This window comes from Microbacterium sp. LMI1x-1-1.1 (genome assembly GCF_040676205.1).
Lineage (GTDB): Bacteria > Actinomycetota > Actinomycetes > Actinomycetales > Microbacteriaceae > Microbacterium > Microbacterium aquilitoris.
This window is the reverse complement of the sequence record NZ_JBEGHM010000001.1, coordinates 483,386-507,131: the sequence shown is the minus strand read 5'-3', so window position 1 is coordinate 507,131 and position 23,746 is coordinate 483,386. Positions and strand designations below refer to the sequence as shown.

Sequence of the window (23,746 nt, the reverse complement as noted above, 5' to 3'; positions counted from 1 at the left end):
GGTCCTCGCCATCGGGGGTTCATCCGTCATTCACGGTCGGAACCCACCCTGAGAGGAGTAACGACGAAAGGACTCGCCATGACGGTGACCATCGGAAACCACGTACTCGGCGGCGGACACCCCGTGTACGTCATCGCCGAGATCGGCCTCAACCACAACGGCGACGTCGAGCTCGCCAAGCGGCTGATCGACGTCGCCGCCGACGCCGGCGCGAACGCCGTCAAGTTCCAGAAGCGCACCCCTGAGATCGCCACTCCGGCGCACATGCGCGACACGATGCGCGAGACGCCGTGGGGCACCATGACCTACCTCGAGTACCGCTACCGCGTCGAGTTCGACCGCGACCAGTACGTCGAGATCGGCGACCACGCCACGATGCGCGGGCTGGACTGGTTCGCGTCGCCGTGGGACGTGCCGAGCGTCGACTTCCTCGAAGACCTCGGCGTCGTCGCCCACAAGGTCGCCTCCGCGAGCCTCACCGACATCGAGCTCCTCGAGGCCCTCCGGGCCACGGGCAAGCCGGTCATCCTGTCGACCGGGATGTCGACCATCGATCAGATCGACCGTGCGCTCGAGGTGCTCGGCACCGACCGCACCGTGCTGATGCACGCCACGTCGACCTACCCGATGGAGCCCGAAGAGGCGAACATCAAGATGATCGCCTCGCTCCGCGACCGGTACGCCGGCATCCCCGTCGGCTACTCCGGTCACGAGCGGGGCCTGCAGATCTCCCTCGCCGCCGTCGCTCTCGGCGCCGTCGCGGTGGAGCGTCACATCACTCTCGACCGCACGATGTGGGGCTCGGACCACGCGGCATCGCTCGAGCCGACCGGCCTCGAGCACCTGGTCCGCGACATCCGTGTCATCGAGACGGCTCTCGGAGATGGCGTCAAGCGCATCTACGACGGCGAGCTGGCTCCGATGGCGAAGCTGCGCCGCGTCCCGGCATGATCATGCGCGGTGACCGTCCGGGACGCCTGCGCGTCGTCGCGATCGCCGACGCCGACTCCTTCGTGAAGTGGTCGGCGGCGCTCATCGACTCCGCGCCGTCCGCCGATCCGCACCTGCTGCTCGTGCAGACCCCGCTCGTGGTGAGCGTGACGCAGGAGCATGCGGCGTTGGCGGGCACCGGCATCCGTCCCGAGGCGGTCACCCGCGTGGCCTACGACGACATCGCCGCCTGGCTGGCGAAGGACCGCCCCGACGTCGTCGTCATCGGCGGCCGCGGTCCGTTCGTGCGCCTCGTGATGCGTCAGATCGACCGGGTCACGCCGCGCCCGGTGGTCGTCTCGGGTCTGCCCGGGATGTCGATCCCGGCTCAGCGCGGTGCGGCGCTCTACCGCCGGCACTGCGACCTGATGGTCGTCCACTCGAAGCGCGAGCTGCGCGCGTTCCGGCAGCTGGCGGACCGGCTCGGGCTCACGATGCGCTTCGGTCTGGCCACCCTGCCGTTCGCCCGCCCCGCCCACGAGGCCATGGGCGGTACCGACCTCGTCTTCGCCGCGCAGGCGATCGTGCCGCGCGAGCCTGAGGAACGGCGCCAGCTCGCCGAGATCCTCCGCGCCGCAGCCCTCGCCGACCCGACCCGGCGCGTGGTCCTCAAGCTGCGCAGCCGGCCCGACCTCGGCGAGGCCGAGACGCACTTCGAGCGCACCGAACTGACCGATCTCCTGCGCGATCGGCCCGACAACCTCGTCTTCTCGCACGAGCCGATGTCTCGGGCGCTCGAGACCGCGGAAGGGCTCGTCACGGTCAGTTCCACGGCCGCGATCGAGGCGATGGCGATGGGCCTGCCCGTCATCGCGCTCACGACGTTCGGGGTCTCGAAGAACCACCTCAACACCGTCTTCAGTCGGAGCGGCGTGCAGGGGGGCGCCGACGATGTGATCGCTCGGCGGTTCCGGCATCCCCACACCGCATGGCTGGCCGACAACTACTTCCACGACGCGATCGAATCGACGTGGTGGTCGGACGTCGAACGGCTCGTCGACATGCGCCGCCGGGGTGCGCTCGCGCCGCGCGTCGTGCCGATCGCCCGCGGCGGGCGCCTTCACGAGGCGTGGCAGCGCAAGGCCGTCCTCGGCGCGGAAGATCACTCGGTTCTCGGAGCCGTCGCGCTCGCCGTCGGCGCCCCTCTCGTCTGGGGCATCCTGACGGCCCGCAAGGTGCTCGGCCGCCGCGGCGCCGAGTCGTGGTCCGACGCGGGCAGCGACATCACGGTGACGCCCGCGCGCTATCAGGACCCCATCGTGCGCCCGCGCCGATCCGTCCTGGCGACCGCCGTCATCGACTGAAGATCGCCCCGAACACCCCGCTCTGCAGCGCGAACCAGACGATCACGATCGCTCCGCCGATCAGGATGGTCGCCCACGGCACGGCCGTCTTCAGTCGGCGACCGCTCGGGGCGACGCCCGGCGGCGGGCGGAGCGCCTCGACCGGCGGCGCGAACGGGAGGGCGCCCGCCACCCCGTCGGGCGATGTTCCGCTCGCGGCGCCGCCGACGACACCGGATGCCGCTGCGCCGGCGGCGGGCATCGCCAACCGGTCGTCCCGCCACCGCTCCCACTGCGCGAGCTTGTCCATCAGTGCACCGACGACGGAGAACAGCCATCCCCACGTCCGCGGATCGAGGGTGGAGAAGTCGCGCTTGCCGTACAGGAACAGCCAGTCGTCGACGATCTCGACATCGAGCTGCGCGGCGTTGTCGATGAACCTCGCCATGATGTCGGGCGTGAAGAGGTAGAGCGCGTCCTGCTCGTAGCCCTCCGGGCAGTAGAGCGAGAAGTATTTGTCGAAGTCGCCCTCGAGGCTGAGCCGCTGGTGCTTGTCGAACGTCTGCGGCAGGTTCGTGCCCAGGAAGGTGTTGTTGCCCTCGGCATCCAGCACGATGTGGGGCAGCGGGGTGCCGAGACGTATCGCGACGTAGCCCCAGCGGTGGGTGGTGCGGTTCTTGCCCGACCCGGTCGTGTACCGGTAGTTCCCGAACTCGACCAGGCGGGGCTGCTCGCCGCGGAGGATGTCCGTCGCCGTGCGCGAACTGCCGAGCGAGAAGATCATCCCCGGCAGCGGCGGGTTGGATGCCTGCGGGTACCAGGTCATGCCGTTCGCCCGGGCGAACTGGTCGAGTCGGTACCAGCGCACGCCGCCGTTGCGGTACGCCTTCACGATGAGGGCGGTCAGGCCGGCGGCGATGAGGCCGACCACGAGGATGATCGCGATCGACCCGGCGCCCTCGGGCGGTGACCCCTCGAAGAACGGGGCGAACACGAGTCGGAAGACGAGGTTGACGACGACGAGGCCGAAGACCCCGACGACGGCGACGATGAGGCATCCCGCGGCCCAGCCGGCGGTCTTCGGCGCGCGTCCCGTCGACAGGAGGTGCTTGCGGTACGCCCGCGCCGTGGCCCCGTCGACGGGGTCGGTCAGAGGTCGCGCGTCGAAGGCGGGGGTGCTCATGCGGCCACGGTACCGAAAGCGCCACCCCGCGAGAGATCCTGCTCGCGGGGTGGCGTCGGGTGCACGTTCTGTGCCTGCGGCCGGGTGTCAGCCGGCGTGGGCCGCGCGCACGTCGACGACCCACGTCACGCCGAAGCGGTCGGTGAGCATGCCGAAGCCGGCGCTCCACGGCGACGCGGCGAGCGGCTCGATGACCGTCGCGCCGTCGGCGAGGGATTCCCAGCGCGCGGCGACCTCGTCGAGGGTGTCGCCCTGCAGCGAGACGAAGAAGGCGCGGTCGGTGATCGTGGCACCGTTCTCGCGGCGGGTCGATCCGGCCACGGCCTCGGCGCCCCGCGTCTCGCCCGGGACGTCGTACGCCATGAGGCGGAAGCCGTCCGCTGCGACGAGGATGCCGAACACGACCTTCTCGGCGCCGGGCGCCTCGGCGGGCATGCCGACCTGCGCGTACGTCGTCACCGAGACGGTGCCGTCGAACACGTCGCCGTAGAAGTCGAGCGCGGCGCGGGCGTCGCCGTGGAAGTTGAGGTGCGTGGTGGTGGAGAGGGTCATGGTGGTCCTTCGGTCGGTGGCTGTCTGCCGGAATCCACTCTTCGCCGCGTAGAGGACCGTTTCTGTCCGCTTCTCGAGCAGGATGGAGGAATGTCGTCGCCGTCGCACCGGATGCTGGATCTGCTGTCCGTCCTGCAGTCGCGCCGCGACTGGGGAGGCCAGGAACTCGCCGACCGGCTCGGGGTGACCGTCCGCACGGTCCGCCGGGACGTCGACCGGCTGCGGGAGCTCGGTTACGCGATCACGGCGGCGAAGGGCCCGTACGGCGGGTACCGACTGAGCCCGGGCGACGAACTGCCACCCCTTCTCTTCGACGACGAGCAGGCCGTGGCCATCGCCGTCGCGCTGCAGTCGGCATCCGGAGTCGACATCACGGATGCCGCGGCCCGAGCCCTCGCGACGCTGCGGCAGGTCATGCCGTCGCACCTGCGCCACCGCATCGACGGGATCCGGTTCGAGACGGGGCCGCCGGCCGAGCCGGTCGCGACCGCCGCGCTCGAAGCGGTGAGCGTCGCCGCACGCGAGCGCCGGACGCTCCGCTTCGACTACGGCGACGACGCCGATCGACCCGCCCGGCACGCGGAACCGCACGCCGTCGTCGCTCGGGACGGACGCTGGTACGTCGTCGCGTGGGACAGGGATGCCGCGGACTGGCGCATCCTCCGGCTCGACCGGCTGCGGCCCCGCCAGGGCGGCGGGGTCCCGTTCGAGCCGCGCGAGATCCCGACGGGGGATGCGCAGACGTATCTCGCGGCCAGGTTCAAGGGATCCGAGACGGCGGACCGGTGGCCCGTGACGGGAGAGATCGCCCTGCCGCTGCCGGCTCGGCGGATCGCGCCGTGGCTCGGCGACGCCGAGCTCGCGGAGCGCCCGGACGGCACGTGCGTCGTGCGGGTCGGGTCGTGGTCGTGGGCGGGGGTGCTCGCCTGGGCACTGCGGTTCGATGTGCCGTTCGAGGTCGTCGGCCCACCGGAGTTGGCCGCCGCGGCGGCGGAGGCGGGGAGCCGGATGGCGGCGTCCGTGGCCGGGCCGGTCATCCGCTAGACTGTTGTGGTTGTCCGTCTGCGCTCATGCGCGGAATCAGCGGACACGTGCATCAACCCTCCTGATGCCGGGAAATGCTCGGCATCCGTTCTAGTCCGAAGGAGGTGGGTTAGTGACGCACATCCACCAGTACGAACTCATGGTCATCCTCGACCCCGAGATCGACGAGCGCCAGGTCGCTCCCAAGCTCGACGGTTTCCTCAAGGTCATCACCGCAGACGGTGGCACCATTGACAACGTCGACGTCTGGGGCAAGCGCCGTCTCGCCTACGAGATCCAGAAGAAGAACGAGGGCATCTACGCCGTCGTCAACTTCACCGGCACGAGCGACGCGACGAAGGAGCTCGACCGTCAGCTCAAGCTGAACGAGCAGATCATGCGTACCAAGGTCCTCCGCGCCGAGGAGGCGATCGCTCAGGTCGCCGCCGAGAAGGAGCGCGCTGAGGCCAAGGCCGCCCGCAAGGCTGCGAAGGCCTAAGGCTCATGGCCGGCGAGACCATCATCACGGTCGTGGGAAACCTCACGGCGGACCCCGAGCTGCGCTACACGCAGAACGGCCTGCCCGTCGCGAACTTCACGATCGCATCGACGCCGCGCAGCTTCGACCGTCAAGCCAACGAGTGGAAGGACGGCGAAGCGCTGTTCATGCGCGCGTCGGTCTGGCGCGAGTTCGCTGAGCACGTCGCAGGCTCGCTCACCAAGGGCATGCGGGTCGTCGCGACCGGCCGCCTGAAGCAGCGCTCCTACCAGGACCGCGAAGGCAACAACCGCACGGCGATCGAGCTGGAGGTCGACGAGATCGGCCCCTCGCTCCGCTACGCGACCGCACAGGTCACCCGCGCCGCGTCCAGCGGTGGCAATGGTGGCGGCGGTGGCGGCAGCTTCGGCGGCGGTCAGCAGCAGTCGCGTCCGCAGGTGCAGGCAGACGAGCCCTGGGCGACGCCCGGGTCTTCGGCCCCTGACGCCTGGAGCGCGCCCGGGACGAGCTACGGCGACGACACCCCGTTCTGATTCGAATTCCGGATGCCGCGGGCTGCGGCATCCACCTCTCTTAAGGAAGACACATGGCTGGAAAGGCAACCGGCGATCGCCGCAAGCCGCGGAAGGGCGCGAAGAACGCCGCTCCCGCGAAGGCGATCCGCGTCGGCGTCATCGACTACAAGGATGTCGCGACGCTTCGCAAGTTCATCTCGGAGCGTGGAAAGATCCGCGCCCGTCGTATCACCGGAGTCTCGGTGCAGGAGCAGCGTCTGATCGCCAAGGCGATCAAGAACGCCCGTGAAATGGCGCTCCTGCCCTACGCCGGCGCTGGCCGGTAAGGAGTACCGACATGGCAAAGCTGATTCTCACGAACGAGGTCGCCGGGCTCGGTAGCGCAGGCGACGTCATCGAGGTCAAGAACGGGTACGCCCGTAACTACCTCATCCCCCAGGGCTTCGCTGTGGCCTGGACCCGCGGTGGCGAGAAGCAGGTGGCGTCTATCCGCGCCGCTCGCGAGTCCCGCGCGATCCACGACCACGAAGAGGCTGTGGCGCTCAAGAACACGCTCGAGTCGAACACGGTCAAGCTGGCCGTCAAGGCCGGCGCAGAAGGCCGTCTGTTCGGTTCGGTGAAGACCGCCGACGTGGCCGACGCCGTCAAGGCCGCTGGTTTCGGTGACCTCGACAAGCGCAAGATCCACATCACCTCGCCGATCAAGGCCGTGGGCGAGCACGAGGCGACCATTCGCCTGCGTGACGACCTCACCGCCGTGATCACCCTGCAGGTGGTCGCCGCCAAGTAACCCTGGCGCGCGGTTCGGATGCCGCGGTTCCCTCCCTTCGGGGCGGGGGCCGCGGCATCCGGCGTTTGGGGGCGTGTGTGCGGGCGCGCGGGTGTGTGCGGGTGTTCGCGTGTTTGCGGGTGTTCGCGGAGGCAAGGGTTTCGGGGCGACACGCCGGGCTGAGGGGCTCGGGGTGTCGCTCGCGATCTATTGCATCGGCGCACGGGTGGGACGGATGCCGCGGGTCGAGGCTCGCGGCATCCGCCCTCTCGGGGAGATCAGACGGTACGTCGCCGCAGAGTGAGCAGCGCTCCCGCCGCCATTAGGGCGACGGCCGCCAGCGGCAGCCAGGTCAGGGGGATGCCGCCGGTCTGAGCCAGTATGCTCGCCCCGTCGGTGTCGCTCGCGGCGGTCACGGGAGCCGTCGGAGCGGCGCCGGCGCCGGGGATCTGATCGTCTGTGCCGGTTCCGGGGGTGTCACCGGGGACGCTACCGGGGTCCGTCGGATCCGTGCCGGGAGCCGTGGGTTCCGTCCCGGGGTTCACCGGGTCCGTGGGGTCGGTCCCCGGGTCGACCGGGTCCGTCCCCGGGTCAACCGGGTCCGTTCCGGGGTCGACCGGGTCCGTTCCGGGGTCGACCGGGTCCGTTCCGGGGTCGACCGGGTCGGTACCCGGATCAACCGGATCCGTGCCCGGGTCGACCGGGGTCGTTCCGGGGCCGGTCACCGTGCTGTCGCCGATAATCGAGACCGCTGTGTCACCCACGGTGACCGGGATGCCGATCGGCGCCAGGATCTGCGTCCCACTGCCCACCCCGTTCTCGCCCGAGGTGGTCGGAACGCTGGGGTTCGTGGTGCCCGCACCGGGCGTTCCGACAGACCCGCCGCCGGTCGACGTGCTGTCGCCGATGACCGAGACAGCCGTGTCGTCGACGGTCACGGGGACCGCGATGGGGGCGACGACCTGCGTACCGGAGCCGATGCCGTCTGTCCCGTCCGTGGACGGTGCCGGAGCGGGCGCGGGTGCGGCGGGTGCGGCCGGGGCGGCGTTATCCGTCGACTCGGTCGTGCTGTCGCCGATGACCGAGATGGCCGTGTCGTCGACCGTCACCGGGGCGGTGACGGGGGCGACGACCTGGGTGCCGGAGCCGATGCCGTCCGTGCCGTCGGTCGAGGCCGACGGTGCGGGTGCGGCGGGTGACGCCGGGGCGGTGGCATCCGTGCTCTCGGTTGTGCTGTCGCCGATGACCGAGATAGCCGTGTCGTCGACGGTCACCGGGGCGGTGACGGGTGCGACGACCTGGGTGCCGGAGGCGGTGCCGTCCGTCCCGTCGGTCGAGGCTGACGGTGCGGGTGCGGCGGGTGCGGCCGGGGCGGTGGCATCCGTGCTCTCGGTTGTGCTGTCGCCGATGACCGAGATAGCCGTGTCGTCGACGGTCACCGGGGCGGTGACGGGTGCGACGACCTGGGTGCCGGAGGCGGTGCCGTTCGATCCGTCGTTCGAGGCTGACGGTGCGGGTGCGGCGGGCGCGGCCGAAGCGGCGGCATCCGTCGACTCGGTCGTGCTGTCGCCGATCACCGAGATCGCCGTGTCCTTCACGGTGACGGGAACGGAGACATCCACGATGGCCTGCGAGCCGGATGCCGTCCCGCTGGATCCGTCGGTGGACCCGGAAGTTCCGCCGGTCGACGCCGCGGGCGACGCGTCGGCATCCTTCGAGCTGGTGGACGAGTCGCCGAGGACCGAGATGGCGGTGTCGCCGACGCTGATGGGAACGTCGACATTCAGGAGCGCCTGGGTGCCCGAGAGCAGCCCGTCCTCGCCCGAGGTGGTGGATTCTGCGGCCTGCGCGGCCGCCGCACCGAAGAGCGTGATGCCTCCGGCGACGAGCGTACCCAGCAGGGCACGCGACAACATGGTGTTCATTTCGTTTCTCCTCAAGACATGACTGGGGATGGCGCCGAGGCGCCGTCACGCGGGGCGTGCGGATGCGTGCCGCGAAGGGGCGCGGCTCGCTCCCCGTCAGTCGGGAGAGACGTCGGTGTCGAAGAAGGGTGCGGGGAGCCCGTGCTCGTCGTTCGGCCGTCCTCGTCGTGCCCAGGCACGGTGCGCGACGGGTAGGCCGAACGGAAGCAGGGCCAGCAGCCCGGCAGCTCCTCCGGATGATGCAGAAGTCAGGGATCCGCTGGACGCCAAGGGTGCGCTGGGCGCGGGCGGGGCGGTATCGGGTGCGAGGGATGCCGGGGCCACTGCGACGGTCGCCGACAGGCCGTCCGCGACAGCCGTCGAGACGGCGTCAGCGAAGGCGGTGCGAGTCCAGGTGGCGGCGTTCACGGACGACGCGGATGCCGTGGGTCCCTGCGCGATGGAAGTCGCATCCGTCGCCGGCTGCCCCGCGGGGGCCGCCGAGGAGGGTTCAGCGGGGGTCGGCGGAAGCCCGACGCCGGGCGGAGTGGCCGTTCCGGCACTCGGCGGGATGATCACAGGGGCCACCGGTTCCGTCACGGGTGCGACCGCGTCGATGACCGGCGGGAGGACGGCGTCCACGATCGGCGTGACGACGGGCTGGGTGGCGTCGACGACCGGCTCGATGACCGGGCTCGTGGCATCCACCACCGGCGCCAGAACGTCTTCGGCGACGGGCGTGACGACGGCCTCGACGACCGGCTCGACGATGGCCGCGACCGGCGGGGCGATGGCATCCGTCACGGGCTCGACGATGGCTTCGGCTACCGGTTTGATGACGGGCGCGACGACCTTCTCGGTCACCGGCTGTACGACCTTCTCCGTCACAGGCTTGACGACCTTCTCGGCCACCGGTGTGACGACCTTCTCGGTCACCGGTGTGACGACCTTTTTGACGACCGGCTTCACAACCTTCTCGGTCACGGGCTTGACGACCTTGTCCGCAGCGGGAGTGACGACGGCGTCGGTCACCGGAGCGAGGATCTTGTCGGCGACCGGTTCGACGACGGCGCCGGTCGCCGGCGCCACCGCATCCTCGACGATCTTCGTGACCCCGCCGAGCAGCCCGTCGTCTTCGCGGTCGGCAGCGCGGGCGTGGGGGCCGTCGAACACGGTGAACAGAGCCGCCCACAGCAGAGCGAAGCAGAATCCGATCGCGGCGAGGAGGGTCCAGCGCACGAGCGCATGTCGTTGTTCGGGCACAGGTCACCTCCACGATGGATCTCATCGGACGCGAGCCGTGACGGCCGCGTCTGCGGGGTGCCTGGAGCACAAAAGCTACTCCGATCCTATGAATCTCACAAGAGCCGATCCGGATGTCTTCGTGTGCTCGAAACGTGCCGGGTTTCTCATTTGACAAATCGTCGATTCTGCACATGTGTGGGGATAACCCTGAACCTTCAAGCACCACTTGAGGTGGGATGCTCATCCACAGACTGTGGGAAACAAAACACCAGTTCAAGCGGGTTTTAGCCGATGCTCCACGCGGAGATTCCACGCGTTGTCCACAGGCCTTGTGCACAGGACCTGCGGCGTTTCGCGCACGTTGTCCACACAGTTATCCACAGGCCGGTTTGCGTGTGTCGGAACCCCTCCATAGCGTGTGCGAGGGCCTTCCAGCGGGCCCGGAAGAGGGGCTTGGATGTCGATTGCGGATCTGTCCGACGACCGGATCGGCGGAGCCCGAGGCCCCGAGAGGGTCCCTCCTCACGACATGCTCGCCGAGCAGAGCACCCTGGGCGGCATGCTCCTTTCGGGCGATGCGGTCGCCGACGTCATCGAGGCCCTCCGCGGCACCGACTTCTACGTGCCGAAGCACGAGCTGATCTTCGAGGCCGTCCTCTCGCTGTACTCCCACGGTGAACCGACCGACGTCGTCGCCGTCACGGACGAGCTGATCAAGACCGGCGATCTTCAGCGCGCCGGCGGTGCCGATTACCTGCACTCCCTCACGTCGATCGTCCCCACCGCGGCGAACGCGGCGTACTACGCATCGATCGTCCGGGAGCGTGCGCTGCTCCGCCGCCTCGTCGAAGCCGGCACCCGCATCGTCCAGATGGGCTACAACGGGCAGGGCGAGGCGCTCGACCTCGTCAACAACGCGCAGGCCGAGATCTACTCCGTCACCGGTGCGGAGCAGTCCGAGGACTACGTCCCGCTGCAGGTCGCCGTGGATGCCGCCGTCGAGGAGATCGAGGCGGCACGTGGCCGCGACGGTCAGATGACCGGCATCCCGACCGGCTTCGCCGCCCTCGACCAGCTCACCAACGGCCTGCACGGCGGTCAGATGGTCGTCGTCGCCGCTCGTCCCGCGATGGGTAAGTCGACGCTCGCGCTCGACTTCGCCCGCGCGGCCGCCATCAAGCACAACCGCCCGACCGTCTTCTTCTCGCTCGAGATGGGGCGCAGCGAGATCGCGATGCGACTCATGAGCGCCGAGGGTGCGGTGCCGCTGCAGAGCATGCGCAAGGGCATGCTCGACAGCCGCGACTGGACGACGATCGCCTCGACCCGTGGGCGCATCAACGACGCGCCGCTGTACATCGACGACAGCCCGAACATGACGCTCGTCGAGATCCGCGCGAAGTGCCGCAAGCTCAAGCAGCGCGTCGGGCTCGAGATGGTCGTCATCGACTACCTCCAGCTCATGACGAGCGGTAAGCGCGTCGAGTCGCGTCAGCAGGAGGTCTCGGAATTCTCCCGTGCGCTGAAGCTGCTGGCGAAGGAGCTGCAGGTCCCCGTCATCGCCCTGTCGCAGCTGAACCGTGGTGCCGAGCAGCGCGCCGACAAGAAGCCCGCCATCAGCGACCTGCGTGAGTCGGGCTCGATCGAGCAGGATGCCGACATCGTCATCCTGCTGCACCGCGAGGCCGCCTACGAGAAGGACAGCCCCCGCGCCGGCGAAGCCGACCTCATCGTCGCCAAGCACCGTAACGGCCCGACCGACACGGTCGTCGTCGCGTTCCAGGGACATTTCTCACGCTTCACCGACATGGCCGTCGGGATGGACTGAGCCGCTCTGCCGATTTCCGTGGGGGTGTGTCCCCCTCCGAACCGCCATCAGAATGTCGCAGGCAGACGCGTCATGATGGAACGCGATCGGCTGGATACCTTGAGTTCAAGGAGATGGAGCTAGATCGACTCGCCTAGGCGCGCGACGTGTACACGTCGTGGAAGCGGAGTGTGCAGAAGGCCGAGAAGTCCGTACGCGTATTCACGCCCTACTTCGACCGGACGCTCGACCGTCTCCTCGGGAACGCGCACCTGGGGTCCGGTGACATCGCGGTCGTCACGGATCTCTCCCCGGCGAGCGGCGCTCTCGAGTATCGCGGGCAGCTTCTCGCCGTCCGTGCCATACTGCGCCGCGGGATCTAAATGCGTTCGCTCGCGAGCCTGCACGCAAAGATTGTGCTCGTCGCGCCGAGCTAATCTTCGGTTGTCGCTTCTCGAATGCGAAGCTTGCGCCCGTCAGGGTCGCGCGCAAGAATCTCCGGGCCTGCCGGGCTAGTGGTGATGTCGGCGTCAAGTACGGACGCGGTGTAGCTCAAGTCCGTGCTCGTTAGTTCGAGCGTCGGTTCGTCCCCCGGAGTGACGCCCGCTCTCTCTCGTCGCATCAGAATGTATTCGGATAGCTCGAACTCGTCACCTTGAATCCTCAACTCTCGTCCCAAAACCATCGAATAGAAGCGGGCGGCTCGGCTGAGATCGCCGGTCCCGAATGCAACCCGAATTGCGACGGCGACACTCTGGTGTCGGGCGCGCTCAGGGAGGGGACGTTGCGGACCTGCGGCCGCGACATGGTCCGATTTGCGAATCGGGGTGTCGATCAGGACGGTTTGCCCGTCGCTCAGCGCCAAGCGAAGACGGATGAAACTGCTGTCGGGAAGTGCTCCCCGCTGGTCGACGACGAATTCGCGACCATCAGGAAAGCGACCGCGGTCGCCCACGTGCAGACCCGGCAGACGAGTCCGTAGTTGCCGCGCTGATTCTGCGACCCTTGTTCCATCCCAAAGGGCGCCCCCGCCGCGACGAGTCGTCAACATCTCGGCGAGAGACCGCAAATAATTGACATCCTGCACCGAGTTGAGCGGTCCGAGCCAGTGCGCGCCATGCACGGCGCCCAACATCCCTCCGACCATCGAGGCGAGCGTGTCCGTATCCGCATCCCGCGCAAACGCGGCGGCCAGGAGTCCGCTAAGCGGCCGAGCGGCTCCCCGGCTCGCAAGGTAAATCGCAGCAACTGCAGTTGTCGTTCCGGCGCCTCCAGCTGGCCCGATCGCCCCTATAGATTCGAGTACGACGCGGTCGTTCGCCATCGTTCCTCGACGAAGAGCTTGGTCGATGGAATTGAGGGCCCTGCTCACCTCATTGCAAGACGATGCCCAAGCGTCCTCAAACGCCGCGCCACCGAGTCCGTCTATGCCGTAATGACGGAGAGCATCGATCGCCCACTCGACGGAACGGATGCCCCGCCGTCCCGCCTCGATCAAGTCTCCATACTCGATCGTCTCTTCCGTCTGTAGAGCGAAGGCGAGCGTTGAAGCGTAGACCACCGCGCCGATGATTGCTCGGGGGTGTCCATGAGTCGACGCCGCGTCGGCTACGACGGCGCGCAGGGATGACTCGAGATCGGCGCCGGCGAGAACATGGGGCGCGACTCGCATCGCCGCGCCATTGCCGCCAGCCTGGTGATACCGCTCGACAGCTTCCCGCCCGCGGGCCCCGCCTCCCGGACGCCACGGAGCCCGCCCATCACTCCAGGTGCGCGCTGCTGCCAGCACCGCTCGCCCGCCTCCACGCTGGTATATCCGCCACGTCGGCAACTCGATCTGGGTGAAACGTGCGAACCAATCGTCGCCATACAGATATGCCCTCGAGACCGCGATAATCAACTGCGTGTCATCGCTATATTCGCCTGGCGCCACGGGATCGAGGTAGGTGCCAGTGAATCGACTTCCTCCGGTCCTCATCCACGCGCGGAAATTTGCCTTCGGCTCCATGCCCTGGCGCACTTTCTTCCCACCAACGATCCCACCTCGAAGCTCTTGAGGCCATCCGAGTGCGTCGCCGACGGCCGCGCCCACGAGCATCCCCTCTGCACGGCGCAGCTGTGTCGCCTCGTTCACACGCGCCCCCCGTTCAGGTCGAACACATCGATCTCCGCGCTCTGTCTCACCGCTCGGATGACCCGATTGGGGTCGAACATGTCGGGCGACACGAGCCACTCCACTTTCGTGGGGTCTTGGCCGAGGAATTCCAAGCGATCCATCTCGAGAAGCGCGTCCTCCGGGCTTTGAGTCACGATACCGATTGCCCCAGACAGCAGGATAGGGCCGGGGATGAGGAGCTCGGCCTGAATGTCGGTTGGACTCCGCTTGTTGTGGGACGAGGCTCTGGTGACGGTGCGGCTGTATCGCACAGTTGATGCATAGCACGCCTCGATCCCAGAAGCGCCTGGCACACGGGGCGCACCGGATTTGGCCGCGTTGTACGGAGAGAAAAGAGTTCCCATCGTTGCGGAGAGGTAGGGAGAGAAAGCGAACACCACCCAGTCGGGATACCCATCTGTGCGGGCACGCGCGTCGCGCAGGTAGTACGCGTTTGGGTACTCAATGCTGAAGCTCAGTTTGTCTAGATGGCCATCCGCGCGCACGGTATCGCTCGAGGCAAAGGTCATAAACGGATCGCCTCGCAGACTTTCGACGTCGCGAAGTGACTCCTCAGCGAGAATCCCGGGGAGGTTACGCGACTGCGTGAAATGCAGAAGACGTGTAACACCACGGTCCTCTACAAACCTCAATACGTCTGGATCGATGTCCGTCAATCTGTCACCACCGCCCACATCGGATCGGTTTGGGCGGGAAGCAGACTGGTGAGGGTGCCCGTGGAGCACGAGATGAGCAGCTCGGTCCTTGCCCTCGTAACCGCGACGTACAAGAGGCGTGATTCTCGCGCGAGCGCTTCGTCGACGCCGTAAGCGGCTACGGCGGCAGACTCAGGCATGAGCGAGGCATCCGCAAAAGGAACCGCGATCATCTCGAACTCCAGACCCTTGGCAGCGTAGAAAGTGCCGTAGTACACGCCCGGAGAGTCGTCCCACGGCGGCATGTCCTTTGAAAGGAGCCGAGCGCCGACGATTCCGCCAACCGCGCGCCGCGCCGCCTCGCGCCGCCGACCAAGCACCGCCACTCGCGCCGTTCTTCCGAACTGCTCGACCTGTGCCCGAACCTGCCGGAGCTCGTTCGCGGCGGTACTTGCCATATACAGAGTCGGTTTCGCGCCCGCCGCCCGACGTGGGGTCTTTGGCAACACAAGGTCGGGAGTGTCTTGAAAGTGGGGCATCTCAGCCATCGCAACTGCCACCGCGGCGATCTCCGGGGTGTTGCGGTAGTTCTCGGAGAACTCGTGAACCTTCGCGATGGTCAGTCCCGCGGCCTTCCAGGAAGTTCTCTGACCATAAATCTGCTGGGACTGGTCCATAAACACAGTTAGGGAGCCGCCTGGTTGAATCGCCTCAGCGAGCGAACGAAGGACCTCCGGTGGGAAATCTTGTGCCTCGTCAACGACGATGTGTCTGTACACGCGCTCGCGACCATCGGTCGCGAGCCCCGACCGAACGGCGGTAGCGAGAGTCCACCAGTCATAGGTATGTCCGCCGGCTGTCCGAATGCGCTCGTAGGCCTCGACGACCCGCCAAAGCGCTCGGCGCTGCCCTGGCTGAAGAGGTTCCTTCCGCCCAGCCCGTTCCACATTCAGGTAGTCGTCTAACGACGGAATGCCCATCCCTCCAATCCACTCAAGCTCGTCCATGAAGAACTCAAGCGGCCGGTCGAAAAAAACGTTCGGACGAAACTGCGTCCGAACTTCAGCGATTGCCTCCTTGAGGTATCCGGGAGCAGCGTCGCCAGAGATGGCATTGTGACCCATTCGACCCAGGCTTGCGAGATATCCGCGGGCGAACCTTGCGTATGTCTCGACCGTGACAGCGTCCGCCTGGCCGCCGGCGAGGTGTCGAAGGTAGTTCACGAGAGAGTTGTCGTGCGTGAGCAGGAGCGCCGGCCCGTGGTTGGGAGTCGCAGCGCGAACGAGGTAGCCCGCACGAAGCACCGCCATGACGGTCTTGCCAGAGCCGGCTGTGCCCTGGATGACCTGATGTCCGGCTGCGTCCAGGTATGCAACGTGGTGTTGCTGCCCAGTGAGCGGTGGAAGCGGCATCTTCGCCTCTCGAGTGGACGCCAACCGATGACGTTGTTGTGGGAGTCTGACCAGCCGAGCGTACTGTTGCGACGGCCGGGAGTGCGATGGTCAATGTGGGCGGTACTCCTGCATGGTTGGCGCGTGGCACGCCTCTTCCGGGCTTGCTCGTGGAGGTTCCCGCGGATCTCCGTCAGTTCGACACGCTTTTACCATCGAACATTCGGTATCCAGTGTCCCTTTCGGCCGCAAGCGCCGCGGACATCTCTGAGCTGTTCATAAACCCGCTCCGCGCAGGAAGACGCAAACGGAGCACGAAGAAAAGGGAATACGCGGCGGGCGGGCAGGCTTATAGTTGACCAAACACAACTTGTTCTGCCGGCCACTGCTGGCCCCCCGTCGCGCATGACCCGTCGCGCGGCATCCCTATCGGACTTCACCCCTTCGAGGAACCGTGACCACTGCTGCCGTGTCGAGCCCGACCACCCGAAGCACCCCGGTGATGACCCACCGCCAGATCCTGTTCGTCATCTTCGGGCTCATGGCGGGTATGTTCCTGTCTGCGCTCGACCAGACCGTCGTCGGCACCGCGATCCGCACGATCGGCGACGACCTCAACGGCCTCAGCCAGCAGGCATGGGTGACGACCGCGTACCTGATCGTGTCGACGATCTCGACGCCCATCTACGGCAAGCTCTCCGACATCTTCGGACGCCGGCCCCTCTTCATCATCGCGATCGCGATCTTCATCGTCGGCTCGGTCGCCGCGAGCTTCTCGACCTCGATGATCGAGCTTTCCGCCTTCCGCGCGATCCAGGGTCTCGGCGCCGGTGGTCTCATGTCGATGCCGCTGGCGATCATGGGCGACATCCTCGCCCCCCGCGAGCGCGCCAAGTACCAGGGCTACTTCCTGGCCGTCTTCGGTATCTCGTCGGTGATCGGCCCGCTCGTCGGCGGCCTGTTCGCCGGCTCGGGTGAGATCCTCTTCATCGCCGGCTGGCGCTGGGTCTTCCTGATCAACGTGCCGATCGGCCTCGTCGCACTGGCGGTCGTCCTGCGGTTCCTGCACATCCCGCGCCACCCGCACGGCGCGGTGCGCATCGACTGGTTCGGTGCGGCGGCGGTCATCATCGCGCTCGTCCCGCTGCTGCTCATCGCGGAGCAGGGTCGCGAGTGGGGCTGGACCTCGCCCATCGCCATCGCCTGCTACGTCGTCGGTGTGATCGGCATCGTCGCCTTCATCCTGATCGAGCGCGGCATGAAGGATGACGCGCTCATCCCGCTGAAGCTCTTCCGGTCGTCGACGTTCTCGATGGCGACGATCATCGGCGTCTTCGTCGGCTTCGCGATGTTCGGCGCGATGCTCACGCTGCCGCTCTACCTGCAGCTCGTGCTCGGCTCGACGCCCACCGAGAGCGGCATCCAGCTGCTGCCGATGATCCTGGGACTCATGATCTCGTCGATCGTCAGCGGTCAGATCATCGCCCGCACGGGCCACTACCGGATCTTCCCGACCATCGGCACCGCCTTCATGGTGCTGGGCTTCCTCACGCTGACGTTCGTCCGGTACGACTCCTCGTACTGGCACCTCGCCGGCGCGATGCTCCTCATCGGTCTCGGCCTCGGCCAGCTCATGCAGACCCTCACGATCGCCTCGCAGAACTCCGTCGGTCCCCGGGACATCGGCGTCGCCACCTCGGGGTCGACCTTCTTCCGTCAGATCGGTGGCACGCTCGGCACGGCCGTGCTGCTGTCGCTGCTGTTCACGCTCGTCCCGCTGAACCTGCAGACCAACTTCAAGGATCAGCAGTCGCTCTCCGACGCCCTCGACGCCGCCCTCGACCCGACGGTCGCGAGCGCACCGGCCAACGCCGGCATCATGTCGAAGGTCTACGACCCCTTCGTGGGCCAGCTCTCGGACGGCGCGCTCGACGGCGCGCAGAAGGGCGTCGACGAGGCGAAGGCCGCGGCTGCCGAAGCGGTCGCCCAGCAGGTCGCATCCGGGGCGATCCCCGCCGCCGCTCAGCAGCAGGCCACCGCCCAAGCCGAACAGCAGGCCATCGCGCAGGCGGGGGCGAAGGTCACCGAGCAGCTGCCCGTCGCGAAGGTGGCGGCCGACGGCACAGTGACCCTTGACTTCACGGATGCCGCCGCCCGCCGCGCCTTCGTCGACCAGGCGGTCCCGCAGATCATCGACGGGATGTCGAACTCGTCGGGCTCCTCCTTCGACGACAGCACGATGGACGACACCTCGTTCCTCAACGGTGCCGACCCGCGCCTGACGAAGCCGCTCCTGGTGTCGTTCAACCAGTCGACGGTGAGCGTGTACTGGGTGGCCATGGGCGTCGCCCTGATCGCCTTCATCCTGACGCTGTTCTTCCGCACTCCGCCGCTGCGTCAGAAGTCGGCGCTGCAGGAGTCGGCCGACGCCGAGCGTCAGCCCGAGCCGATCGCGCTCGGCTGACGTCGGCGGGATGCCGGGGGTCCACCCGAGTTCCTAGAGTGGGGGGATGAGCTCGCGAGGCGACCGCACCCCGTCGCCGGCCGTGCAGATCGTGATCGTGGTCCTCGCGGTGGGCGTCGGCGTTCCGGTCGGGATCGGCGCGTGGATCGGCGGCATCCTTCTCGCCGAGAACCTCGGGGTGCAGATCTCGCCGGAGCAGGTCTTCGCGTGGATCATCGCCGCTGTCGTCGGCGTCGTCCTCTGGCCCCTCTCGCTCCGCGCTGCACGGCGAGGGTTCTCGAAGACGACCGGCGCGGGTTCGGTGATTGCGGCGGCGGCGCGTGGCGAGCGAGCCCTCCGTGCGCTCGTCGTCATGGTGGGTGCCGTCGCGCTCGTGGCCCTCTGTGGACCGCGCGAGACGGCGAGCACGCTCGCCGCCGCGTGGGAGGCCCTCGCGATCGGTCGGCGCGAGAGCGGTCTCGTCATCCAGCTGCTCAGCCTCATCCTGGTGGCCATCCTCGCGACGCCGGTCGGCGTCTACACGCACCGCGCGGCCAAGAAGCTGTCTGCGGGCGACCCGCGCCGCCTCGTACTGCAGGAGCGCGAAGCATGGACCCTGGCCGCCGCCACCGCGTGGACGACCTCGCTCATGCTCGGCCTCATCCTGGCCATCGCCATCCTGCTCTGGCTCTGACACACAGACCCCCGAAGGAGACATCATGCGCAACCTCGTCTACTACGTCGCCGTGAGCATCGACGGCTGCATCGCCGACGAGAACGGCGGGTACGACGCCTTCCTCGTCGAGGGCGACCACAACTCCGTCATCTTCGGCGAGTATGCCGACGCCCTGCCCGGGCACGTGCAGCGGGCGGTCGGCATCCACCCCACGAACACGACGTTCGACACCGTGATCATGGGCTGGAACACCCTGATTCCCGCATTGGATGCCGGGATCACGAGCCCGTATCCGCACCTCCGGCAGGTGGTCGCCAGCCGTCGGGAGCGCGAGGTCGATCCGTCGGTCACCCTGACGAACGATCCAGTGGCGACCGTCCGGTCCCTCAAGCAGGAGGACGGCGCCGACATCTGGCTCTGCGGTGGGGGAGAGCTCGCCGGAGCCCTGCTGCCCGAAATCGACCGCCTCGTGCTGAAGCGGCATCCGGTGGCTCTGGGCTCCGGCATCCGCTTGTTCGGTGAGGCCGCCCCCGCGGAGTACCCCTTCACGCGGACGCGCGTGCGCGAGTTCGCCTCGGGCGTTGCGATCGAGGAGTACGCCCGCCGCGCGGGCTGACGAGGGTCAGGCGGGATGCCGCCGGAGCAGCTTCTCGGCCACCATCATCGCTCCGCCGAGCACGGCCGGAATGCCGCCGCCCGGGTGCACCGAGGCGCCGACCCGCCACAACCACGGCCGCCGGAGGTCGTGGTGCGCAGGCTGGTGGAAGGGACCGCTCATCCACAGCGGGTGCGCGGCGCCGTACAGGGCGCCGTGGCGCTCGCCGAAGGTACCGAAGTAGGCGGGGTCGAGGACCGCGGCATCCGTCATCGAATCGGTGAGCAGCTCGTCGAGGCCCATCGTGCGGGAGATCCGTTCGACCTCGCGCCGCACGAACGGGTGCTCGAGGCTGTACCCCGACCCGTCGGCCGGCGCGGTCAGCAGCACGGCGAGCGTGCTCCGATCGTTCGGGTAGACCTGACCGGCGCGGTAGAGGTTGACGAACGCCATCGTGTCGGCGGGCTCATCGCCCGCGGCGAGGCTGCGGTGCAGGGCGTCGGGCTTCGTGGGGAGGATGACGCTGTGCGCGGCGATCCGCTCGGGCAGCGGCTCGCGGAGCGCGCCGTAGATCGCCACCGCGGAGCACGACAGGGCGCCCGGGGTGCGCCGCCGCCCGCCGAGCAGGTCATTCACCCGGTCCGCGTCGAGCGCGCTCACGACGATGTCGGCCGCGAACGAGCCGCCCGCCGTCGTCACCCGTCCACGCTCGATGCGCGTCACGGTCTCGCCGGTGCGGATGTCGACGCCCGCGGCATCCGCCATACGCTCCAGCGCGAGCGGTATCTCGTATACGCCGCCGCGGGGAACCCACACACCGGATGCCGCCATGACGGCCGGCATGCTCGCGTAGAGCGCGGGGGTGCGCTCGGGCGGGACGCCGGCGTTGAGCGTGTGGATGGCGATGATCTCGCGGAGGCCGTCGGGCATCCACGTGAGGCTGTCGAGGTACGCGCGGGTGCTCAGCCGCGGTCCGTAGACCGCGAGCAGCCGGCGCAGCGCCGGGAGCGACCGTCGGTCGAGCGGATCGGCGACGAGGAGCGCGGTCACGTCGTCGGCGAGGGGCGCGTGCTCGTCGCTGAACCGCTTCCACGCCGGGTACCAGGGGTGCTCCGGCGGCACGGGGAGGGTGACCTCCTCGCCGTCGTAGTAATAGCGGCCGACCTCGGGGAGCCGCTCCAGCTCGATCGCGCGGGGGTCGGTGCCGAGGCGTGCGCACAGCTCGTGCCACACGCCCGGGAAGGTCACGAGCGAGGGGCCGGAGTCGATGCGCTCGCCGTCGACCTCGAGCCGGCGGCTCTTGCCACCGACCGTCGCAGCCCGCTCGAGCAGGGTCACGTCGTGTCCGGCCTGGGCGAGCAGAGCGGATGCCGCCAGGCCCCCGAGACCTGCCCCAATGACGACGATGCGGCTCATCCGTACACCTCGAAGAACATCTTCGTCAGCTGCAGCCCGCTCGCGACCGAGCCGGCGACGTAGGGGAAGGCGATCGACACCGGGTACAGGCGACGCCCGGTCGCGGGGGTGGGGCGCAGCAGCATCCACACGACGAGGACGCCCGCGATCGCGAGGTTGAGAGCTGCGACCGGGATGCTGACGAGGGCGAACAGGACGGTGGACGCCAGCCACCAGCATCCGCTCCACACCGCCGTGCCGCGAGGCCCGAGAAGCACGGCAGTCGTCCGGATGCCGGCCTCGCGATCCTCGTCGATGTCCTGCACCGCGTCGTAGGCGTGCTTCGCGACGCTCCACGCGAGGAGGCCGATGACGGCGGGCCAGAGCGGCGGCTCGCCGAGCGCGACCGGGACGATCAGCAGGGGCAGGCCGTAGGCGGCGTTGCTGAGGGAATCGAGGAACGGCCGCTGCTTGAACCGCAGCGGAGGCGCCGAGTAGAAGACGAAGACCAGCGTGTAGAGGAGGATCAGCCCGACGGCCGCGGGCGGGTAGGCGATGAGGAACCAGACGAGGAACGGCACGTTCGTGATCGCGACGGCCCAGACGATCAGCCGCACCTCGCGCGGCTCGATCCGAGCGCCCTCGATCGAGCCCTTCCGCGGGTTCAGCGCGTCGGTCTCCTGGTCGAAGATGTCGTTCACGCCGTAGATCAGCAGGTTGAACGGCAGCGTCAGCCACAGGAGGAGCGGGATCGCCGCGGCATCCAGCAACTGCCCCGTGAGCCACATGCCGAGCACACCGGTGCCGATCGTGTTGATCCAGAGGACCGGGCGCGAGATGTGGACCAGACGGCCGAGCGTCGACCACGCCGAGGCGCGGCGAGTCGGAGCGGGCTGATGGTCGATGGCGGGACTCCTCGGGTGGCGACGGCGCGGACGACCGTGTCCCGCGATTGTATGCGGCGGGGGTGCCGCACCGGCGGCTCTCGCGCCGGGGTTGCTCGCCTGTCGCGACGTGCGAAGGCGCGCGGCGTGTTGTGACAGGGGAGTGGGGGTCAGGGGCGCGGCGCTCGCTGCCCTGTCGCGATGTGCGGAGGCGCGCGGCGTGTTGTGACAGGGGAGCGCGGGATGCCGCGTGGAGCGGGGGTCAGGCTGCGGGGGCTCCCGTGCCCGTGAGCCAGGGCTTCAGGATGTCGCGGGCCGTCGTCCAGCTCTGACGTCCATAGCGCTCGTTGTCCACGTGGCGCAGTTCGCCCTCGCCGCTGAACATGCTCACGAAGTACTGCATCCCCTGCCAGGCGGGGAACGTCTCGTCAGGGTCGCGCGAGAGGCGTCGTCCCACCGCGGCCATCGCCGAGAGCGTCCTCGTCGTGCCCGCCCACTGCAGTTTGAAGGTCTCGCCACTGAGCTCGGAGGCGAGCTCCGCCACCTGGCGGGCGGTGATCCGGTCGCCGGCGACCTCGACGACGCGAGGGGCGTCCGCATCGAGGGCGACCAGGGCGACGGTCCGGGCGGTGTCGTCCTTCGTGGTGACGTCGAGCACCTGGTCGGCCGACGACCAGAACAGCACGCGTTTGCGATCGCGGAGGATCATCGGTGCCTGACCGGCGAGCAGTTCGGTGAACATGCCGTTCAGCACCGACGTCGCCTGGATCGGCGCCGCGTCGAGGTCCGCGGCGAACTCGCGGCGCAGCTCGAGGTTGCGGTTGGTCCCCGGGGTGAGGCGCCGGTAGTCGGCGGAGTAGTCCGACGGGAGGAAACGGGGCGCGCCGGCCGCGACCGCTGCGGCGAGGAGTGCGCGCTGCGCGTCGACGATGACCGGACGGATGCCGCTGACCGCCGAGACGACGACGTCGACACCGGATGCCGCGGCCACGAGCGCGTCGTGGTCCGCGTAGTCGGCGGTCACGACCTCGACCCGCGAGTCGTCGCCGAATCGGTCGGCGGCGGTTGAGGTTCCGGGGCGGGTCAGCACCCGGAGCTGGACGTCGTGGGACAGGAGCTCGCGGGAGATGCGGCTGCCGATGTCGCCGGTTGCGCCGGCGACGAGAACGGTGGTAGTCACGAGGGGGTCCTGTCTGTGGGGGTGGAGGTTCCGCGGCGCGAGCGCTCGGGCGCGGCGACGGGGTGTTCGAAGTCCGGGTCGGTGCGCGCCGCGTCGGCGGCGACGGCGACACGGGCGAGGAGGGTCCGGAGCGTCGCGCGCTCATCGGGGTCGAGCGTGCCGAGCAGGCGGTCCTCCGCCTGGCGGAGCTGTGCACGCGCGGTGTCGAGGGTGGCGCGGCCCGCGTCGGTCGGATGGACGTGGCGCACGCGTCGATCGGTCGGCGCCGGCCTGCGCGAGACGAGGCCCTCCGCTTCGAGCGCGTCGAGCAGGTACGTCATCTGCGTCTTGTCGATCCCGAGGCGCTGGGCCAGCTGCAGCTGCGACGAGGGTTCCTCGGTCGTGATCGCGACCAGCACCTGATACCCGCGCGGACCCTGCGGCATCGCGCTCACCGCTTCGGTCCCCAGGCGCGTGAACGTCTGGAAGGTGAGGGGCAGGGCCCAGCCCAGCTCGGTCTCGATGCCGCCGGCATCCCAGTCGATCTCGGATGATTCTGTGTCGATCACGTCGCAACCGTACATTTGCAAGATCGTCTTCTGCAAATACGATCTTGCGACCG

The 23,746-nt window shown here is 68.5% G+C and carries 23 protein-coding genes; 12 read left to right on the top strand and 11 right to left on the bottom strand.

From position 1 onward, the window contains the following. Window positions 1-78: 78 nt before the first annotated feature. Together MRBLMI1x_RS02490 and MRBLMI1x_RS02485 are read left to right on the top strand one after the other, a co-directional pair. Entirely contained in the window at window positions 79-951 is an 873-nt protein-coding gene (locus MRBLMI1x_RS02490; protein ID WP_363455688.1) for an N-acetylneuraminate synthase family protein, read from the top strand. Then, window positions 948-2,294 carry a DUF6716 putative glycosyltransferase gene (locus tag MRBLMI1x_RS02485; protein ID WP_363455685.1) on the top strand — a complete coding sequence of 449 codons (1,347 nt, stop codon included), beginning with the start codon at window positions 948-950 and terminating at the stop codon, window positions 2,292-2,294. The genes MRBLMI1x_RS02490 and MRBLMI1x_RS02485 overlap by 4 nt, the downstream gene beginning before the upstream one ends. Here the strand turns inward: MRBLMI1x_RS02485 and MRBLMI1x_RS02480 are convergent. Together MRBLMI1x_RS02480 and MRBLMI1x_RS02475 are read right to left on the bottom strand one after the other, a co-directional pair. Continuing rightward, on the bottom strand, window positions 2,284-3,456 hold the full coding sequence (locus MRBLMI1x_RS02480) for a hypothetical protein (protein ID WP_363455683.1): 1,173 nt from the start codon (window positions 3,454-3,456) through the stop codon (window positions 2,284-2,286). The two genes, MRBLMI1x_RS02485 and MRBLMI1x_RS02480, sit on opposite strands and share 11 nt — an antisense overlap. An 87-nt stretch (window positions 3,457-3,543) precedes the next feature. Then, on the bottom strand, window positions 3,544-4,008 hold the full coding sequence (locus MRBLMI1x_RS02475) for a VOC family protein (protein WP_363455680.1): 465 nt from the start codon (window positions 4,006-4,008) through the stop codon (window positions 3,544-3,546). Window positions 4,009-4,098: 90 nt separating this feature from the next. Between MRBLMI1x_RS02475 and MRBLMI1x_RS02470 the strand changes: the two genes are divergently transcribed. The 5 genes from MRBLMI1x_RS02470 to rplI all read left to right on the top strand — a co-directional run bounded on the left by MRBLMI1x_RS02470 (window position 4,099) and on the right by rplI (window position 6,835). Next, entirely contained in the window at window positions 4,099-5,052 is a 954-nt protein-coding gene (locus MRBLMI1x_RS02470) for a helix-turn-helix transcriptional regulator (protein ID WP_363455677.1), read from the top strand. 112 nt (window positions 5,053-5,164) lie between these two features. After that, a complete protein-coding gene (gene rpsF / locus MRBLMI1x_RS02465; RefSeq protein ID WP_018187768.1) occupies window positions 5,165-5,530 on the top strand; it encodes a 30S ribosomal protein S6 in 366 nt (121 codons plus the stop codon). Window positions 5,531-5,535: 5 nt separating this feature from the next. Continuing rightward, a complete protein-coding gene (locus tag MRBLMI1x_RS02460) occupies window positions 5,536-6,063 on the top strand; it encodes a single-stranded DNA-binding protein (protein ID WP_018187767.1) in 528 nt (175 codons plus the stop codon). 53 nt (window positions 6,064-6,116) lie between these two features. Continuing rightward, entirely contained in the window at window positions 6,117-6,371 is a 255-nt protein-coding gene (rpsR, locus tag MRBLMI1x_RS02455) for a 30S ribosomal protein S18 (RefSeq protein ID WP_005054609.1), read from the top strand. 11 nt (window positions 6,372-6,382) lie between these two features. Beyond that, window positions 6,383-6,835 (top strand): 50S ribosomal protein L9, encoded by a 453-nt coding sequence (gene rplI / locus MRBLMI1x_RS02450; protein WP_018187766.1) that lies wholly within the window; start codon window positions 6,383-6,385, stop codon window positions 6,833-6,835. 257 nt (window positions 6,836-7,092) lie between these two features. Here the strand turns inward: rplI and MRBLMI1x_RS02445 are convergent, their stop codons facing one another. Further along, window positions 7,093-8,739: an LPXTG cell wall anchor domain-containing protein gene (locus tag MRBLMI1x_RS02445; RefSeq protein WP_363455672.1), complete on the bottom strand. Its 1,647-nt coding sequence runs from the start codon at window positions 8,737-8,739 to the stop codon at window positions 7,093-7,095. A gap of 96 nt (window positions 8,740-8,835) precedes the next feature. Then, window positions 8,836-9,981, bottom strand: a complete 1,146-nt coding sequence (locus MRBLMI1x_RS02440) for a hypothetical protein (protein ID WP_363455669.1) — start codon at window positions 9,979-9,981, stop codon at window positions 8,836-8,838. Window positions 9,982-10,420: 439 nt separating this feature from the next. Between MRBLMI1x_RS02440 and dnaB the strand changes: the two genes are divergently transcribed. Together dnaB and MRBLMI1x_RS02430 are read left to right on the top strand one after the other, a co-directional pair. Continuing rightward, a complete protein-coding gene (dnaB, locus tag MRBLMI1x_RS02435; protein ID WP_018187763.1) occupies window positions 10,421-11,791 on the top strand; it encodes a replicative DNA helicase in 1,371 nt (456 codons plus the stop codon). A 146-nt stretch (window positions 11,792-11,937) separates the two neighbouring features. Next, a complete protein-coding gene (locus tag MRBLMI1x_RS02430) occupies window positions 11,938-12,153 on the top strand; it encodes a hypothetical protein (protein ID WP_363455666.1) in 216 nt (71 codons plus the stop codon). Between the two features lie 50 nt (window positions 12,154-12,203). On the opposite strand, the gene MRBLMI1x_RS02425 is transcribed toward MRBLMI1x_RS02430, so the two are convergent. Genes MRBLMI1x_RS02425 through MRBLMI1x_RS02415 form a run of 3 tightly spaced genes read right to left on the bottom strand, consistent with a single transcriptional unit; the run spans window position 12,204 to window position 15,993 of the window. After that, window positions 12,204-13,868, bottom strand: coding sequence for an ADP-ribosylglycohydrolase family protein (locus tag MRBLMI1x_RS02425; protein WP_363457792.1), 1,665 nt, complete (start codon window positions 13,866-13,868; stop codon window positions 12,204-12,206). Window positions 13,869-13,900: 32 nt separating this feature from the next. After that, on the bottom strand, window positions 13,901-14,602 hold the full coding sequence (locus MRBLMI1x_RS02420; RefSeq protein ID WP_363455663.1) for a DarT ssDNA thymidine ADP-ribosyltransferase family protein: 702 nt from the start codon (window positions 14,600-14,602) through the stop codon (window positions 13,901-13,903). Then, window positions 14,599-15,993, bottom strand: coding sequence for a 3'-5' exonuclease (locus tag MRBLMI1x_RS02415; protein WP_363455660.1), 1,395 nt, complete (start codon window positions 15,991-15,993; stop codon window positions 14,599-14,601). The genes MRBLMI1x_RS02420 and MRBLMI1x_RS02415 overlap by 4 nt, the downstream gene beginning before the upstream one ends. A gap of 481 nt (window positions 15,994-16,474) precedes the next feature. On the opposite strand from MRBLMI1x_RS02415, the gene MRBLMI1x_RS02410 reads away from it, so the two are divergent. The 3 genes from MRBLMI1x_RS02410 to MRBLMI1x_RS02400 are packed head-to-tail and all read left to right on the top strand — an operon-like array spanning window position 16,475 to window position 19,707. Continuing rightward, window positions 16,475-18,436: an MDR family MFS transporter gene (locus tag MRBLMI1x_RS02410; RefSeq protein ID WP_363457789.1), complete on the top strand. Its 1,962-nt coding sequence runs from the start codon at window positions 16,475-16,477 to the stop codon at window positions 18,434-18,436. Between the two features lie 46 nt (window positions 18,437-18,482). Beyond that, window positions 18,483-19,109 (top strand): hypothetical protein, encoded by a 627-nt coding sequence (locus MRBLMI1x_RS02405; RefSeq protein ID WP_363455657.1) that lies wholly within the window; start codon window positions 18,483-18,485, stop codon window positions 19,107-19,109. Between the two features lie 25 nt (window positions 19,110-19,134). Continuing rightward, entirely contained in the window at window positions 19,135-19,707 is a 573-nt protein-coding gene (locus MRBLMI1x_RS02400; protein WP_363455655.1) for a dihydrofolate reductase family protein, read from the top strand. Between the two features lie 6 nt (window positions 19,708-19,713). Here MRBLMI1x_RS02400 and MRBLMI1x_RS02395 read toward each other — a convergent pair whose 3' ends face one another. From MRBLMI1x_RS02395 to MRBLMI1x_RS02380, 4 genes are all read right to left on the bottom strand, one after another. Continuing rightward, window positions 19,714-21,102: a phytoene desaturase family protein gene (locus MRBLMI1x_RS02395; protein WP_363455652.1), complete on the bottom strand. Its 1,389-nt coding sequence runs from the start codon at window positions 21,100-21,102 to the stop codon at window positions 19,714-19,716. Beyond that, window positions 21,099-21,986, bottom strand: coding sequence for a UbiA family prenyltransferase (locus MRBLMI1x_RS02390; RefSeq protein ID WP_026302960.1), 888 nt, complete (start codon window positions 21,984-21,986; stop codon window positions 21,099-21,101). The genes MRBLMI1x_RS02395 and MRBLMI1x_RS02390 overlap by 4 nt, the downstream gene beginning before the upstream one ends. A gap of 241 nt (window positions 21,987-22,227) precedes the next feature. Further along, window positions 22,228-23,145: an NmrA family NAD(P)-binding protein gene (locus MRBLMI1x_RS02385; protein WP_363455649.1), complete on the bottom strand. Its 918-nt coding sequence runs from the start codon at window positions 23,143-23,145 to the stop codon at window positions 22,228-22,230. Then, complete coding sequence (locus MRBLMI1x_RS02380; RefSeq protein ID WP_256335328.1) at window positions 23,142-23,693, bottom strand: MarR family winged helix-turn-helix transcriptional regulator; 552 nt, start codon at window positions 23,691-23,693, stop codon at window positions 23,142-23,144. The genes MRBLMI1x_RS02385 and MRBLMI1x_RS02380 overlap by 4 nt, the downstream gene beginning before the upstream one ends. Window positions 23,694-23,746 lie beyond the last annotated feature (53 nt).

Excerpts from the sequence above, each read along its gene's own strand:
- MRBLMI1x_RS02490 (WP_363455688.1), top strand. The coding sequence starts at position 79 with ATGACGGTGACCATCGGAAACCACGTACTCGGCGGCGGACACCCCGTG.
- MRBLMI1x_RS02485 (WP_363455685.1), top strand. The coding sequence starts at position 948 with ATGATCATGCGCGGTGACCGTCCGGGACGCCTGCGCGTCGTCGCGATC.
- MRBLMI1x_RS02480 (WP_363455683.1), bottom strand. The coding sequence starts at position 3,456 with ATGAGCACCCCCGCCTTCGACGCGCGACCTCTGACCGACCCCGTCGAC.
- MRBLMI1x_RS02475 (WP_363455680.1), bottom strand. The coding sequence starts at position 4,008 with ATGACCCTCTCCACCACCACGCACCTCAACTTCCACGGCGACGCCCGC.
- MRBLMI1x_RS02470 (WP_363455677.1), top strand. The coding sequence starts at position 4,099 with ATGTCGTCGCCGTCGCACCGGATGCTGGATCTGCTGTCCGTCCTGCAG.
- MRBLMI1x_RS02460 (WP_018187767.1), top strand. The coding sequence starts at position 5,536 with ATGGCCGGCGAGACCATCATCACGGTCGTGGGAAACCTCACGGCGGAC.
- rpsR (WP_005054609.1), top strand. The coding sequence starts at position 6,117 with ATGGCTGGAAAGGCAACCGGCGATCGCCGCAAGCCGCGGAAGGGCGCG.
- rplI (WP_018187766.1), top strand. The coding sequence starts at position 6,383 with ATGGCAAAGCTGATTCTCACGAACGAGGTCGCCGGGCTCGGTAGCGCA.
- MRBLMI1x_RS02445 (WP_363455672.1), bottom strand. The coding sequence starts at position 8,739 with ATGAACACCATGTTGTCGCGTGCCCTGCTGGGTACGCTCGTCGCCGGA.
- dnaB (WP_018187763.1), top strand. The coding sequence starts at position 10,421 with ATGTCGATTGCGGATCTGTCCGACGACCGGATCGGCGGAGCCCGAGGC.
- MRBLMI1x_RS02425 (WP_363457792.1), bottom strand. The coding sequence starts at position 13,868 with ATGCTCGTGGGCGCGGCCGTCGGCGACGCACTCGGATGGCCTCAAGAG.
- MRBLMI1x_RS02415 (WP_363455660.1), bottom strand. The coding sequence starts at position 15,993 with ATGCCGCTTCCACCGCTCACTGGGCAGCAACACCACGTTGCATACCTG.
- MRBLMI1x_RS02410 (WP_363457789.1), top strand. The coding sequence starts at position 16,475 with ATGACCCACCGCCAGATCCTGTTCGTCATCTTCGGGCTCATGGCGGGT.
- MRBLMI1x_RS02405 (WP_363455657.1), top strand. The coding sequence starts at position 18,483 with ATGAGCTCGCGAGGCGACCGCACCCCGTCGCCGGCCGTGCAGATCGTG.
- MRBLMI1x_RS02400 (WP_363455655.1), top strand. The coding sequence starts at position 19,135 with ATGCGCAACCTCGTCTACTACGTCGCCGTGAGCATCGACGGCTGCATC.
- MRBLMI1x_RS02395 (WP_363455652.1), bottom strand. The coding sequence starts at position 21,102 with ATGAGCCGCATCGTCGTCATTGGGGCAGGTCTCGGGGGCCTGGCGGCA.